This is a genomic window from Pandoraea faecigallinarum (assembly GCF_001029105.3).
Taxonomy (GTDB): domain Bacteria; phylum Pseudomonadota; class Gammaproteobacteria; order Burkholderiales; family Burkholderiaceae; genus Pandoraea; species Pandoraea faecigallinarum.
Genome location: NZ_CP011807.3, coordinates 1,770,722 through 1,785,853 on the forward strand (window position 1 = coordinate 1,770,722; position 15,132 = coordinate 1,785,853).

General features: G+C 61.8%; 14 protein-coding genes. 9 read left to right on the plus strand and 5 right to left on the minus strand.

What is annotated here, in order from left to right:
* Positions 1-15: 15 nt before the first annotated feature.
* Positions 16-447 carry a DUF1841 family protein gene (locus tag AB870_RS07945; RefSeq protein WP_047907587.1) on the minus strand — a complete coding sequence of 144 codons (432 nt, stop codon included), beginning with the start codon at positions 445-447 and terminating at the stop codon, positions 16-18.
* Positions 448-623: 176 nt separating this feature from the next.
* Between AB870_RS07945 and AB870_RS07950 the strand changes: the two genes are divergently transcribed.
* Together AB870_RS07950 and AB870_RS07955 are read left to right on the plus strand one after the other, a co-directional pair.
* Positions 624-1,577: a DMT family transporter gene (locus AB870_RS07950; RefSeq protein WP_084663446.1), complete on the plus strand. Its 954-nt coding sequence runs from the start codon at positions 624-626 to the stop codon at positions 1,575-1,577.
* 102 nt (positions 1,578-1,679) lie between these two features.
* Complete coding sequence (locus AB870_RS07955) at positions 1,680-2,273, plus strand: malonic semialdehyde reductase (protein WP_047907588.1); 594 nt, start codon at positions 1,680-1,682, stop codon at positions 2,271-2,273.
* Between the two features lie 144 nt (positions 2,274-2,417).
* Here AB870_RS07955 and nth read toward each other — a convergent pair whose 3' ends face one another.
* Together nth and rsxB are read right to left on the minus strand one after the other, a co-directional pair.
* Positions 2,418-3,062, minus strand: coding sequence for an endonuclease III (gene nth, locus AB870_RS07960; RefSeq protein ID WP_047907589.1), 645 nt, complete (start codon positions 3,060-3,062; stop codon positions 2,418-2,420).
* A gap of 68 nt (positions 3,063-3,130) precedes the next feature.
* Positions 3,131-4,060 carry an electron transport complex subunit RsxB gene (rsxB, locus tag AB870_RS07965; protein WP_047907590.1) on the minus strand — a complete coding sequence of 310 codons (930 nt, stop codon included), beginning with the start codon at positions 4,058-4,060 and terminating at the stop codon, positions 3,131-3,133.
* A gap of 104 nt (positions 4,061-4,164) precedes the next feature.
* Between rsxB and AB870_RS07970 the strand changes: the two genes are divergently transcribed.
* A complete protein-coding gene (locus AB870_RS07970; protein WP_047907591.1) occupies positions 4,165-4,803 on the plus strand; it encodes a TetR/AcrR family transcriptional regulator in 639 nt (212 codons plus the stop codon).
* Between the two features lie 122 nt (positions 4,804-4,925).
* On the opposite strand, the gene AB870_RS07975 is transcribed toward AB870_RS07970, so the two are convergent.
* The gene (locus AB870_RS07975) at positions 4,926-6,167 is read right to left on the minus strand and encodes a polyhydroxyalkanoate depolymerase (protein ID WP_047907592.1); all 1,242 of its coding nucleotides are present in this window, start codon (positions 6,165-6,167) and stop codon (positions 4,926-4,928) included.
* Positions 6,168-6,398: 231 nt separating this feature from the next.
* Entirely contained in the window at positions 6,399-7,598 is a 1,200-nt protein-coding gene (locus AB870_RS07980; protein WP_047907593.1) for an amino acid aminotransferase, read from the minus strand.
* A gap of 328 nt (positions 7,599-7,926) precedes the next feature.
* Between AB870_RS07980 and uvrB the strand changes: the two genes are divergently transcribed.
* The 6 genes from uvrB to iscU all read left to right on the plus strand — a co-directional run bounded on the left by uvrB (position 7,927) and on the right by iscU (position 15,132).
* A complete protein-coding gene (uvrB, locus tag AB870_RS07985; RefSeq protein WP_047907594.1) occupies positions 7,927-10,014 on the plus strand; it encodes an excinuclease ABC subunit UvrB in 2,088 nt (695 codons plus the stop codon).
* A gap of 78 nt (positions 10,015-10,092) precedes the next feature.
* Positions 10,093-10,569: a low molecular weight protein-tyrosine-phosphatase gene (locus tag AB870_RS07990; protein ID WP_047907595.1), complete on the plus strand. Its 477-nt coding sequence runs from the start codon at positions 10,093-10,095 to the stop codon at positions 10,567-10,569.
* A 129-nt stretch (positions 10,570-10,698) separates the two neighbouring features.
* Complete coding sequence (locus AB870_RS07995; RefSeq protein ID WP_047907596.1) at positions 10,699-12,807, plus strand: site-specific recombinase; 2,109 nt, start codon at positions 10,699-10,701, stop codon at positions 12,805-12,807.
* A gap of 116 nt (positions 12,808-12,923) precedes the next feature.
* Positions 12,924-13,451 carry a Fe-S cluster assembly transcriptional regulator IscR gene (iscR, locus tag AB870_RS08000; protein WP_044455252.1) on the plus strand — a complete coding sequence of 176 codons (528 nt, stop codon included), beginning with the start codon at positions 12,924-12,926 and terminating at the stop codon, positions 13,449-13,451.
* Positions 13,452-13,482: 31 nt separating this feature from the next.
* Positions 13,483-14,706 (plus strand): IscS subfamily cysteine desulfurase, encoded by a 1,224-nt coding sequence (locus AB870_RS08005; RefSeq protein WP_047907597.1) that lies wholly within the window; start codon positions 13,483-13,485, stop codon positions 14,704-14,706.
* An 18-nt stretch (positions 14,707-14,724) separates the two neighbouring features.
* Positions 14,725-15,132, plus strand: a complete 408-nt coding sequence (gene iscU / locus AB870_RS08010) for a Fe-S cluster assembly scaffold IscU (RefSeq protein WP_047907598.1) — start codon at positions 14,725-14,727, stop codon at positions 15,130-15,132.

Sequence of the window (15,132 nt, forward strand, 5' to 3'; positions counted from 1 at the left end):
GCAGCGCCCGCGACCTTATCGCGAGGCCTGCTGCTCGATACGTTGCAGGTAAGCGTCCGAGTCGGGCGGCTGTCCGCTGTGTTGCGCTTCCCACAGCGTTTGGCCGAGGCATTCCATGATGCGGTGTTGCGCTTCGTGCGGCGAGTCGAGGCGATGGGTCAGTCTTTCATAGGCGGCACGGATGCCCGGCGGCTGGTCGATCGAGACTTGTTCGCTGATCGCCAGATGCATCGACAGATGCAGGAAGGGGTTGGTCTGGCCGCCTTCCGGCGAGTACTCGCGGGCACTGGCTTCGTCGGTGTCGGCGAGGGCGTCGTGATATTCCGGGTGTTCGTTGATCCAGTCGGCGGCAATCGTTTCGAGCGGCGTCAGAATGCTGCCGCTACGTTGTTTTTGCCAGGTGGTGCAGAAGAATTGCCGGACTTCGTCGCGGCTTGGATTGAACATGGGGACTCCGTGGAGGTTCTCTTATGGCATCTTGCGGCGCGCCTTACCGTGACTACCATCGCGGGTCGGATGGCACCGCGCCGCAGTACCGCAAAATGCCGGGCGAGCCGGTAGTGACCGGAATACGCCGATAACGCAATAAAAACACGCCGTATTGTCGCTCAATTCGTTCAATCATGCCGCAAAACCCCCGCACCCCTGTCGTACCCACGGTCGCCGGCGACGCGCCGCTCGCCCAGCCTGCACCTCCGCCGTCCGCATGGGGCGGCGTGGCGCTCATTGCGGTATCGGCGTCGGCATTCGGGGCGATGGCGATCTTTGCCCGTGGGGCCACGGCCGCCGGGACCGACATTTTTGCGATGCTGCTGTTCCGCTTTTTTATCGCTGCTGTCCTGCTGGTCGTCTGGTCCCGCTTGCAAGGCGTGCGATTCCCGTCACGCCGTCAATCGTTGCATATCGCCCTGATGGGCGGCGTCGGTTATGTCGGACAGTCGCTGTGCTTCTTCGGCGCGCTTCAGTACGCGCAGGCGTCGCTCGTAGCGCTGTTGTTGTATCTCTATCCCGTGTTCGTGACGATATTGGCGGCCGTGTTTCTGCGCGAACGGCTCACCCCGGTAAAGCTCGGCGCACTCGCGCTTTGCTCGCTGGGAACGGCGCTCACGGTCGGCGGCGGTCAGGGACAGCCGCTCGGCATGGCGCTGGCCGTGGCCGCGGCGTTGATCTATTCGGGGTATATCGTCGTCGGCGCCCGGCTGACGCGGGGTGTCGATGCGCGGGCCACGGCAACGCTGGTCTGTCTGGCGGCCACGGTGTCGTTCGCGGCGATGGCCGCTGTACGGGGGGCGCAGGGCATGCCGCTGCACTGGCCTGCGAGTGCCGGCGGCTGGGGGGCGCTCAGCGCCATCGCGGTGTGTTCGACGGTCGTTGCGATCCTGACGTTTTTCGCCGGCTTGCAGCGCCTTGGGGCGGGACGCGCCTCGATGCTCTCCACGCTGGAGCCGGTTGTGACGGTTCTGCTTGCCGCCATGTTGCTAGGCGAAACGCTCACGGCGGCGCAGTGGGGCGGCGGAGTGTTGATCGTCGCGGGTGTTGTCTGGCTTTCAGCACGAGGGGCATCGTCGAACGGCTGACGCTGCGCGATTTTTTGGCGCGTCAGCGCGTGCCATGCCGCGACGGTACAATCGCCCATCGTTTGCCATTCGTCTGCCATTTAACACCAGAGGTCAATCGTCATGAGCATCATTGCCAAAGAAGCCATCGCCCAACTGTTCACCGACGCCCGCACGCACAATGTGTGGCTCGACAAGCCGGTCAGCGACGAAACGCTGCGTGAACTGTACGAATTGGTGAAATGGGGGCCGACTTCCGCCAACACGACACCCGCGCGCATTGTTTTCGTGAAAAGCCCGGAGGCCAAGGCCAAGCTGCTCGAATGCATGGCGCCCGGTAACGTGGACAAGACGCGCACGGCGCCAGTTACGGCCATCATTGCGTACGACCTGAAGTTTTACGAACACCTGCCCAAGCTGTTCCCGAACGGTGCGGAAAAGATGGTGCCGATGTTCTCGGGAGACGCAGCCAAGGCGGCCGGTGCCGCACACATGAACAGCTCGCTGCAAGGCGGCTATTTCATTCTGGCCGCTCGCGCATTGGGTCTCGATTGCGGTCCGATGGCGGGCTTCGACGCACAAAAGGTCAACGATACGTTCTTTGCCGGCACCGAATGGCGTGTCAATTTCATCTGTAACCTCGGCTACGGCGACCATGGCAAGCTGTTCCCCCGTAATCCGCGCCTCTCATTCGACGAGGCGGCTCGCATCATCTAATACGTAGCACGCGGGAGCCTTGCGCACGACGTGTCGTGCGGACCTGTGACAACGCGGGCGGCACCAGCAAGGAGCCGCCCGCGTTGCCATTTGACGTTCTTGGTTTGTCGCTTGCCGCTTTCCGTGCCGCCGGCGTATTTCGCGTCAGGCCTTCGGTGCCGGCGTCTTGGGACGGAAGTCGCACAGCGCCTCGATGGCGCAATGCCAGCACTCGGGCTTGCGCGCCTTGCATACGTAGCGGCCGTGCAGAATCAGCCAGTGATGGGCGTCGTGCCTGAATTCGCGCGGGGTCACGCGCTCCAGCGCCAGTTCCACGGCCAGCGGATCCTTGCCGGGCGCAAGGCCCGTGCGGTTCGCGACCCGGAAAATATGCGTATCGACGGCGATCGTGTCTTCACCGAATGCCGTATTGAGTACGACATTTGCGGTCTTACGCCCTACGCCGGGCAACGACTCCAGCGCTTCACGCGAGCGAGGCACTTCGCCGCCATGCACGTTGAGCAGCAATCGGCATGTAGCGATGACGTTCTTGGCTTTCGTGCGGTACAGGCCGATCGTCTTGATGTAATCCGCCACACCCGCCTCACCGAGGGCGAGCATTTTCGCCGGCGAGTTCGCCACGGCATACAGCTTGCGGGTGGCCTTGTTCACGGAGACGTCGGTGGCTTGCGCGGAAAGCAGCACGGCGATGAGCAACTCGAACGGCGACGTGTATTCCAATTCGGTCGTGGGCGTCGGATTGAGTTGTTGCAGCGTCTCGAACAGGGCACGGCGTTTTGCGTCGTTCATGGCATGGGCGCGTGTGGCGCGTCGGTCTTGTTATTTGAGCGGGGGCGCGGGCGGCGATGAGTACGCCCTCAGGCCTTGTGAGTGTTGCCATCCGGCGCGGTATTCAGTCCCAGGCGCTTTCGGCGGGCTTCCGCTTCGTCGATCTGCGCCTGGACGGATGCGGAGACGTTTTCGGTATTCTTCGGCCCGCGGCCCTCGGCGGCCAGCGCCGCTTTCTTCTGGCGCGCCCGTTCGAGGGCTGCCTGAATGATGGCTTGCTTGCGCGCTGCGGCGGCGGCCGCTTCATCCGCCGCGGGCACGCCCGCTGCTGCCGTTTCGGCGTCGTGCCGGGCGGACGCGGCGCTCGGGGCGGACGGGGTGGACGGCGTCGTTTGCGCACCTGTGTCGCTCGGCGCAGCTGCGCCAGCGGCGATGGCCTCTGCCGCTGCGGCTGGCGTGCCCGGTACGACACGCGCCGCGCGGGCCGCCAGGCGCGCTTCGCGCTCGGCCTTTTCCTTTTCCAGACGCGCCTGATGGGCTTCGAAATGCGAGCGTGCCCGGTCCGCCTGCGCCTGCGACCAGGCATCCCAGCCGGTACGCTCGCCGGTTACCGGGACCATGTCGATGCAGTCGACGGGGCAGGGCGGCACGCACAGATCGCAACCCGTGCAGCGGTCTTCGATGACCGTGTGCATGAGCTTGGCCGCACCGGCGATGGCGTCGACCGGGCACGCCTGGATACACAATGTGCAGCCGATGCACAAGGATTCGTCGATGACGGCGCGCAGGCGCGGCCGCTCCACGCCGTTCTCCGGATTGAGCGGAATGACCGGGCGGCCAAGAAGTTTCGCCAGACGCGCCACGCCTTCGGCCCCGCCGGGCGGGCACTGGTTATAGCCGGCTTGCCCGCTGGCGATGGCGTCGGCGTACGGACGGCAACCCGCATAACCGCATTTGGTGCACTGCGTCTGGGGCAATAGGGCATCGATGCGCTGAGCGAGCGCGGTGACTTCGGACACGTCTTTTGTGGGGGATTCGGCAGAAAGTCGAATTATCCTGCATTTTGCGGAAACACTGAAACCGTTGTGCCATAATTCCGCCCGATGAGAACGACCGGCCGATCATGACAACACGAGAAACCAAGATCAAACGCGACCCGGAACGCACCCGCCAGCGCATTCTTGCTGCGGCGATCGAGGAGTTTGCAGAACGCGGGTCGAGTGGGGCGCGCGTGGATAGCATCGCGCGGCGAGCCGAGATCAACGAGCGCATGCTCTATTACTACTTCGGCAACAAGGACCAGCTCTATCTCGCGGTGCTCGAAGAGGTCTATGGCGAGTTCAACCGCGCGGAGCACGCGCTCAAGCTCGATCTGCTCCCACCGCTCGACGCCGTTGCCGAACTGGCCCATTTCGTGTGGGACTACTACGCCGACCACCCGGAACTGATCCAACTCATCAACAACGAAAATCTGCACGAGGCGAAGTCGATGCGCCAGTCGACCGAGATTCGCCAGCAGGTTTCGCCGATTGTGGATTTGCTTGCCGAGACGCTCAAACGCGGTCAGTCAAGCGGCGAGATTCGCGAGGGCATCGATCCGGTCGACCTGTACGTGACGATTTCGGCGATGGGCTATTACGTGATGTCCAATCGCCATACGTTGTCCATCGTGATGGGGCGTGACGTCATGGGCGATGCGGCGCGCAAGACGTACGCGTCATTCAATACGCAGATGCTGCTGGATTCGTTGCGTACGCGATAAACGGATCGCCACGGCAAGCCTATTTGCTGCCGATCCGGACCGTGCCTCGAAAACAAAACCGCCGCGTGGGCTTAGGCTCACGCGGCGGTTTCGTTATGGCCTTCGCCAATAGCGATTGACGCTCAGGCGTGCTTCGCGATGAAGTCGCGAATCTGCGGATAGATCACGTTACGCCAGCGGCTGCCCGAGAAAATCCCGTAGTGGCCGCACTTCGGCGCGGTAAAGTGTGCGCGACGCTTGGCCGGAATGCCGGTGCATAGTTCGTGAGCCGCCTGCGTCTGGCCGCTGCCCGAAATGTCGTCCAGTTCGCCTTCGATCGTGAAGAGCGCCGTGGTCTTGATGTCCTGAGGGCGCACGCGCTCGCCGGCCACATCCCACGTACCGCGCGCCAGACTGAAGTCCTGGAACACCGTCTTGATGGTGTCGAGGTAATACTCGGCCGACATGTCGAGCACGGCGTTGTATTCGTCGTAAAAGCGGCGATGCGAGTCGGCATCGTCGTTGTCACCACGCATCAGGTCCAGATAGAAGTCCCAGTGAGACTTCAGGTGGCGGTCCGGGTTCATCGCGACGAAACCCGCGTGCTGAAGGAAGCCCGGATAGACGAGGCGGCCTGCCCCCGGGTAGTTCGACGGGACGGCGTGGATCACGTGATTCTCGAACCACTCGTACGACTTGTTCATCGCCAGCGAGTTGACCGCGGTCGGGCTCTTGCGAGCGTCGATCGGGCCGCCCATCATCGTCATGGTCCGGGGCGTTGTTTCGCCATTGGATGCCATGAGCGAAATGGCACCCAGCACCGGCACCGTCGGCTGGCACACCGAGATGACATGCAGGTTTTCCGCGCCGATGTGGCGAATGAATTCCTGGATGTACGCAACGTAGTCGTCCAGATGGAACGACCCGGCATCGAGCGGGACCATGCGCGCATCGACCCAGTCGGTGATGTACACCTTGTGGTCCTTGAGCAGCGTAGACACGGTGTCGCGCAGCAACGTGGCGTGGTGACCCGAGAGGGGAGCCACGACCAGCACCACCGGGTCGTCTTTCAGTTGGCCGACCGCGCCCGCATCATCTGCGTAGCGCTTGAAGCGCAGCAGCCGGCAGAACGGCTTTTCCATCGCGGTCATTTCCACGACCGGGATGTTGTGTCCGTCGACTTCGACTGCCTTGATGTTGAATTCGGGTTTCTCGTAGTCCTTGCCGAGCCGGTAGAGCAATTCGTATCCGGCGGCGATGCGGGGGGCGCCCGGCATCATGGCAAGCAGGCTGCCCGGGTTGACGAATGTCGTCGCCGCCGCCTTGGCCCACGTGGTGAGAGGATTCAGCCACGCACGGTTGTACTCATGAATCTGATACAGCATGTTGTGTGCCCTGAGGCGGATGATGGGGGAATTATGCAACCGTTTATCGCGGCTGTGCAACGCAGCATAACCCTGATATATGGCATTTCCGCATCAAGACGATAGTGTTAGCTTATTCGTCCGATTGTTATAAACTATCGATGCTGCGTTGCAGCAATCGTGTGGCGAAAAAAAGCCCGCCGCGTTGGCGGGCTTTCTCGTTGGGCGGGAATTTCTCGCCGGTCGAGCGTTTTAGCGCAGGACCTGAGCGATTGCCGAAGCGACGTGATCGATGTTTTTGTCGTTGAGCGCGGCAACGCAGATGCGGCCGGTACTGACGGCGTAGATACCGAACTCTTCACGCAGGCGTTCGACCTGATCGGCGCTCAGGCCCGAGTACGAGAACATGCCGCGTTGCTTGATCACGAACGAGAAGTCGCGGTCCACCCCATGGGCGCGGAGCTTTTCGACCAGGGCCAGACGCATCGCGCGGATCCGCTCGCGCATTTCGGCCAGTTCCTCTTCCCACAGGGCGCGCAGTTCGGCGTTGCCCAGCACTGCGGCAACCACCGAGCCGCCGTGCGTCGGCGGGTTCGAATAGTTCGTGCGGATCACGCGCTTGAGTTGCGAGAGCACGCGGGCCGACTCGTCCTTGTTGCCGGTCACGATGGACAGCGCGCCAACGCGTTCACCGTACAGCGAGAACGACTTCGAGAACGAGCTCGAAACGAAGAAGTTCAGGCCGGCGGCAGCGAACAGGCGAACCACGGCGGCGTCGGCATCGATGCCGTCGCCGAAGCCCTGATAGGCGATGTCGAGGAACGGCACCAGCTTGCGCGCCTTCACGACGTCCACGACTTGCGCCCATTGTTCCATCGTCAGGTCGACGCCGGTCGGGTTGTGGCAGCAAGCGTGCAGCACGACGATCGTGCCTTCCGGCTCCTTGCCCAGCATGTCGAGCATGCCGGTCAGGTTCACGCCATGCGATGCGGCGTCGTAGTACGGGTACGACACGACGTTGAAGCCGGCGGTCGAGAACAGGGCACGGTGGTTTTCCCAGCTCGGATCGCTGATGGCGACCGTGGCGTTCGGGTTCAGTTGCTTGAGGAAGTCGGCGCCGATCTTCAGCGCGCCGGTGCCGCCCAGCGCCTGGGCGGTGACCACGCGGCCTTCGGCCAGCACGGGCGATTCCTTGCCGAACAGCATTTCCTGCACGGCCTTGTCGTAGGCGGCAATACCTTCCATCGGCAGATAGCCGCGCGGCAGACCGGCTGCCACACGTTGTTCTTCCGCTGCCTTCACGGCCTTGAGCAGCGGCAGTTTGCCCTCTGCATTGAAATACACGCCCACGCCCAGGTTCACCTTATTGGTACGGTGATCGGCGTTGTAGGCTTCGTTCAGGCCAAGAATGGGGTCGCGCGGGGCGAGTTCGACAGCGGAAAAGAGGGTCATTTCGACGGCTCGAGGCAGGTAGTAGGAAAATGCAGCGGGTCGGCCGCAACTTACGCAGGATCGGCCCAGCGGGCTATTTTAGCGAAGATTACCCGCGCTTGTGGTAAACACCGGTGCGCCGCACGCGAATTCCTGTCTTTTCGGCACGAAAAGTGCCACCTATTGCCAGAAATTGACGAAATCGTGTGGGAACACGTCCGACCCATCGGTCGGTAGCCCCGGTGCTGCGCGCCGTGGATACCGATCTGCGTGCTGTTACCCATCGGACTCAGGGAATTGTCCGACGCGCTAAAATGCCGGATTACGTCCCTCATGTTCGCGCCCCGCCATGACTCCTGCGGCTGACAACGATCTCGACGAAAGCAAGTTTCTGACGTTTCCGGATTCGCCCTATCAGCTGTACTGCCCGTTCCCCGCGGCAGGCGATCAGCCAACGGCGATCGCACAATTGGCCGAGGGCATCGACGACGGACTTGCCTTCCAGACCCTGCTTGGCGTGACGGGCTCGGGCAAGACATTCACGATGGCCAACGTCATCGCCCGCATGGGGCGGCCCGCCATCGTGTTTGCACCGAACAAGACACTCGCCGCGCAGTTGTACTCGGAGTTTCGCGAGTTCTTCCCGCGAAACGCGGTGGAGTATTTTGTCTCCTACTACGACTACTACCAGCCGGAAGCGTACGTTCCGCAGCGCGATCTCTTCATCGAGAAGGATTCGTCGGTCAACGAGCACATCGAACAGATGCGTTTGTCGGCGACCAAAAGCCTGCTGGAGCGGCGTGACGTCGTGATCGTGGCGACCGTATCCGCGATCTACGGTATCGGGAATCCGAGCGAATATCACCAGATGATTCTGACCGTGCGCCAGGGGGACAAACTGGGGCAGCGCGAAATCATCGCACGGCTGATTGCGATGCAGTACACCCGCAACGAGACGGATTTCGGCCGCGGCACGTTCCGCGTGCGCGGCGACACCATCGATATCTTCCCGGCGGAACACGCCGAGTTGGCGCTGCGTGTCGAATTGTTCGACGACGAGGTCGATTCGCTGCAATTGTTCGATCCCCTCACCGGGCGCGTGCGTCAGAAGGTGCCGCGATTTACGGTGTATCCGTCCTCGCACTACGTCACGCCGCGCGACACGGTGCTGCGCGCCATCGAAACGATCAAGGACGAATTGCGCGAGCGCCTGGACTTTTTTTACAAGGAAGGCAAGCTGGTCGAAGCGCAGCGTCTCGAGCAGCGCACCCGCTTCGATCTGGAGATGTTGCAGGAGCTTGGGTTCTGCAAGGGCATCGAGAACTACTCACGCCATTTGTCCGGCGCTGCGCCCGGCGAACCGCCCCCGACGCTCGTCGATTATTTGCCGCCCGACGCGCTGATGTTCCTCGACGAATCGCACGTGCTCATCGGCCAGTTCAATGGCATGTACAACGGTGACCGGGCGCGTAAGGAAAATCTCGTCAATTACGGCTTCCGGCTGCCCTCGGCGCTCGATAACCGCCCGCTCAAATTTGCGGAGTACGAACGCAAGATGCGTCAGGCGATCTTCGTCTCGGCAACGCCCGCGGATTACGAGGCAAAACGCACCGGGCAGGTCGTGGAGCAGGTGGTACGGCCCACAGGGCTGGTCGATCCGACTATCGAGGTACGCCCCGCGCGCACGCAGGTCGATGACGTGCTCTCCGAAATCAACAAGCGAGTGGCGGTGCAAGAGCGCGTACTCGTCACGACGCTGACGAAGCGCATGGCCGAGCAATTGACCGAGTACCTGTCGGACAACGGCGTGAAGGTCCGTTATCTGCATAGTGACATCGACACCGTCGAGCGCGTAGAGATCATCCGTGACCTGCGTCTGGGCGCGTTCGACGTGCTCGTCGGGATCAACCTGTTGCGCGAGGGGCTGGATATTCCGGAAGTCTCTTTGGTGGCGATTCTCGACGCCGACAAGGAAGGTTTCCTGCGCGCGGAGCGGTCGTTGATCCAGACGATCGGACGCGCGGCGCGTAACGTCAACGGCACGGCCATTCTGTATGCCGACAAGATGACCGATTCGATGAAACGGGCCATCGGTGAGACCGAGCGGCGTCGCGCCAAGCAGATGGCGTACAACGAGGCGCACGGTATTGTGCCGCAGGGTGTGAAAAAGCGCATCAAGGACATCATCGACGGCGTCTACGATCCGCAGGACGCCAAGGCGGAATTGGCCGAAGCCAAAGAGCAGGCGCACTATCAGGACATGTCGGAAAAGCAATTGGCCCGGGAAATCAAGAAACTCGAAAAGCAGATGCAGGAGCACGCCCGGAACCTGGAGTTCGAAAAGGCCGCCAAGGTGCGCGATCAACTGCTGCACATCAAGGCGCTGGTGTTCGGTACCGACGGTGCGAGCGAGGCGGAGCTCGGACCGAAGGCCTGAGCGCGGGGTGCGTCTCTGAAAAGCGCGGGCGCCGCACGGAGACGTTCGACGCATCGTCAATCCAGCTTTCAAATTCAAATGAAGAAGACTTCGGTCCTGTTTGTCTGCATGGGCAACATTTGTCGTTCCCCGACCGCCGACGGCATATTTCGTGATCGCATCGAGCGCGCAGGGCTGCGCGGTATCGTGGAGATCGATTCGGCCGGCACGCACAGCTATCACATCGGTCATGCGCCCGATGCGCGCACGCAAGCCGCCGCCCAACGGCGTGGCTACGACCTCAGTGCGTTGCGGGCGCGTCGTGTGCAGGCGAGCGACTTTGAGCGGTTCGAATGGATCGTTGCCATGGACAACGCTAACGTTGCCGAACTGATGCTGCGTTGTCCGCCCGAATTTCGTCACAAGATCGTACGGTTGATGGATTTTGCGGCGCGTCACGATGCGACCGAAGTGCCGGATCCCTATTACGGCGGTGCGCAAGGATTTGAAACCGTGCTCGACTATATTGAAGACGGTCTGGATGGCTTTCTCGCCCACTTGGGGGCGGCCGATTGAGCGCCGATCAAGCCGCCGATCAAGCCTCCGATCAAGCGCCGGTTCCCCGGCGCACGATGATTGGCCGACATTGATTGGGCCGACATGCATTCGTCCGTAGTTTTCTCCTTTTCATTCCGGTTTTAATCGATGCTCAATTCGCTTCGTTCGTACTGGCGCAAATGGCGCGCTTCGCGTCATGCCGGCCATCAACTCGACGAACTGCTCGCGCACGCCGATCCGTCTGCGCCGCTGGCGGTCCGTAATCAATGGCTCATCGAATTGGCGCATTGGGTGCAAAAGCGTGGAGCGATCGTCAATGAAGATCGTGCGCAAGGCGAGGCGGCCCGGTATCGGCCGCATACCCGCTTGCGCTATCTGCTGCAAATGCTCGATCGGAACCCGCAGTGGCGATTGCCGGTGGCCCGTTCGTTGCGTAGCGTCATCAACGACAGCGATGCGATTTCCTTACTATGCGACACCGGCATGCCGGTGCGCCCGGGGTTTTGGGGGGCATTGGCCGAGCGAATCGAAAAGGCGCTGATTCCGCCCCCGCCGACGCGGCGCGACCTGTCGGCGCTGTGCGCGCTGATGTTTCCGGACGGTGACGCGGCCGACTGGATCGGCGCGATGCCACCCGACCTTTTGGGCGATCTCATTGCGTTGCTGCATTACGGCGAGGCCGAAGATGCACAGACCGACTGGAACCCGTTTGCCGAAGACCTGCTCGCCGCCATGCACCACCTCGTCGATCAGATCGCATCGACCGGGATGTCGCAGGCCGTGCGCTCTCGCCTGACGTATTCGCGCGTTACCGATTCGCCGTTTTATCGGCTCGGGCGCGCCATGCAGACACTGGAAGACGCGGGGCAGGAGTTCGCGCACGGGGCACCGCCCTCGCAACTGTTCGTGCAGCGGATCAACGTCTTTCGCGCCCTGCTGGACGATTGCGGGCGTGCCATACGCGAGGTGTACGCGCATTTGGACGAGAACGGTGTCAGCGTAGACATCGTGTTTCAGGTCGAGCGCGCCAAAACGCGGATTCGCCGGCTCGAACGCTTGCTGGAGGCCTGGTTGACGTACGGGGACCGCGGTGAACGGGCCGCCGCTCGCGTGCGACTGGTCGCGGATCTGGTGCGGGCCAATCGAGCGAGCCAGAGCGTGGGGGAACTGGCCCGCACGTCGTTTGGATTGCTTGCGCGTAAGGTCGTCGAGCGCAGCGCCGAGACGGGCGAGCATTACATCGCCCGGAACCGCGGCGAATATTTTTCGATGCTGAAGATGGCCTGCGGTGGCGGTCTGGTGACCGTGGTGACCGTCTACATCAAATTTCTGATTGCCGGTGCGCACCTGCCCACGGTGGTCGAGGGGTTTCTCGCAGGCGCCAACTATGCGCTGTGCTTCGTGTTCATGCATTTCTGCCATTTCACGTTGGCGACCAAACAACCGGCGATGACGGCACCCGCCATTGCCAGCAAGCTGGACGACGTCGACACGCCCGAAGGCATGGACGCCTTCGTAGGAGAAGTGATCGCGCTGGTGCGTACGCAGGCAGCGGCGATTTTCGGGAATCTGGCGATGGTCTTCCCGTTCTGTCTGCTGGTGCAATGGGCCGTGTCGTCAGCGCTTGGCGTGAACACAATTTCTCCGGAGAAGGCGCACGCGACGTTGCATTCGTTCTCGATTCTCGGAGTGACGCCGTTCTTTGCGGCCTTAACGGGTGTGCTGCTCTGGTGTTCGAGCCTGATTTCCGGATGGGCCGACAACTGGTTTGCGTTGCACGGCATCGGCGACGTACTTGCGTACAACCGTCGTCTGCGGTTTGTTTTCGGACGAAATGGGGCTGCGCGATTTGCGGACTGGTGCCGCCGGCATATTGCGCCAGTGCTCGGCAATCTCACGCTGGGTTTCATGTTGGGGCTGGTTCCGGCGGTGTTGACAGCCTTTGCCCTGCCGTTCGAAGTCCGTCACGTGACGCTGTCGACCGGCTCGATCGCCACGTCGATGGGCGTGCTTGGTATGCCGGTATTGCACGATCCGGCGCTCTGGCTCGCCTTCGCAGGCGTTGCGACGATGGGGCTGCTCAACGTCGGCGTCAGTTTTGCGTTAGCATTCCACATGGCGCTCAGATCGCGTCCACTGCGATTGGGCGACCGTCGGCAAATCCACCGCGCCATCTGGCGCGCCGTGCTGCGCAATCCTCTGGTGCTGTTGTTTCCGCCGCGTGTTCCGCAAATGGACGTTCGTCCCGAAAAATAAGAATTTTCACAAATGGAATCGGGAACTTTCGCAAAAAGCAGGCCAGAAGTACTTGACTAAATTCGTAGGGAATTTATACTTGACGAAAATAGTCGAGATTAATCCCCTGCATCATCATGAGACTTACCACGAAAGGCCGTTTCGCCGTCACGGCGATGATCGACCTGGCCATGCGCCAGGACGCGGGTCCCGTGACGCTTGCGGGCATTAGTCAGCGTCAGCGAATTTCCCTCTCTTACCTGGAACAACTGTTCGGTAAGCTGCGCCGCCACGAGATCGTGGAAAGCGTGCGCGGCCCCGGCGGTGGTTACAGTCTCGCGCGCCGCGCGGAAGAGGTGACGGTCGCCGACATCATTATTGCGGTCGACGAACCGCTCGACGCCACACAGTGCGGCAGCAAGGGCAACTGCGAGAAGGGCCAGGACGGTCATCGCGGCCACTGCATGACGCATGAGCTGTGGGCAACGCTCAACCAGAAGATGGTCGAGTATCTTGATTCCGTTTCGCTGCGCGACCTCGTCGAGCAGCAACGCAGCAAGCAGGCCCAGCAGGCTGTGCTGCGCGACACGCGCGAGTCCGGTAACAGCAACCAGACAATGACGACGCGTATCCCCAATTCGGTCTTTGATATGGCCCGTTCATAACAGGCGCCACGGCACGATCCTGGAGCACCCCATGAAAAACGACACCCTCAACCTCCCCATCTACATGGACTACAGCGCCACGACGCCGATTGACCCCCGCGTCGTGGACAAGATGTTGCCGTACCTGCGCGAGCAGTTCGGCAACCCGGCGTCGCGCAGCCACTCGTTCGGCTGGGCTGCCGAGCAAGCGGTGGAAGAGGCGCGCGAGGAAGTCGCCAAGCTGGTGAACGCCGATCCGCGCGAAATCGTATGGACGTCGGGCGCGACCGAGTCGAACAACCTCGCCATCAAGGGGGCTGCGCACTTCTATCAAGGCAAGGGCAAGCATCTCATCACCGTGAAAACCGAGCACAAGGCGGTGCTCGACACGATGCGCGAACTTGAGCGCGAAGGGTTCGAAGTCACTTACCTGGACGTCAAGGACGACGGTCTGCTGGATCTGGAAGTCTTCAAGGCAGCCCTGCGCCCGGACACGATTCTCGTGTCGGTCATGGCCGTGAACAACGAAATCGGCGTGATTCAGGATATCGCGACGATTGGGGAAATCTGCCGGGAGAAGGGCATCGTTTTCCACGTCGATGCCGCTCAGGCAACGGGCAAGATGCCGCTCGACCTGGCTGCGCTGAAGGTCGATCTGATGTCGTTCTCGGCGCACAAGACGTATGGTCCGAAGGGGATCGGCGCACTGTATGTGCGTCGCAAGCCGCGCGTGCGTATCGAAGCGCAGATTCACGGCGGCGGCCATGAACGCGGCATGCGTTCGGGTACGCTGGCCACGCACCAGATCGTGGGCATGGGCGAAGCGTTCCGCCTGGCTCGCGAAGAAATGGCCGTCGAGAACGAGCGCATTCGTATGCTGCGCGATCGTCTGCTGACCGGCCTGACGGAAATGGAAGAAGTGTATGTGAACGGCGACATGGAACAGCGTGTCCCGCACAACCTGAATATCAGCTTCAATTTTGTCGAAGGCGAATCGCTGATCATGGCGATCAAGGATGTGGCGGTGTCGTCGGGTTCGGCGTGCACGTCGGCCTCGCTCGAGCCTTCGTACGTTCTGCGCGCACTGGGTCGCAACGACGAACTGGCGCACAGCTCGATTCGCTTCACGGTGGGTCGCTTCACGACCGAGCAGGAAGTCGACTATGTGGTCGAACTGCTCAAGAGCAAGATCGGCAAGCTGCGCGATCTGTCGCCGCTGTGGGAAATGTACAAGGACGGGGTCGATCTGAATTCGATCCAGTGGGCCGCACACTGAGCATTCAAGGAGTTAGCCATGTCGTACAGCAAGGAAGTTCTGGATCACTACGAAAACCCGCGTAACGTCGGTTCGTTCGAGAAGGGCGACGACGCCGTCGGTACGGGCATGGTCGGCGCACCCGCCTGCGGCGACGTGATGAAGCTGCAAATCCGCGTGAACGAAGCCGGCGTGATCGAAGACGCCAAGTTCAAGACCTACGGTTGCGGCTCGGCCATCGCTTCGTCGTCGTTGGTGACGGAGTGGGTTAAAGGCAAGACCCTGGATCAGGCGCTCGAGATCAAGAACACCGAAATCGCGCAGGAACTGGCGCTGCCGCCGGTGAAGATTCACTGCTCGATTCTGGCTGAAGACGCCATCAAGGCGGCGGTCGCCGACTACAAGCAGAAGCACGGCCAGACGGCTGAAACGGCCAAGGCTGCGTAA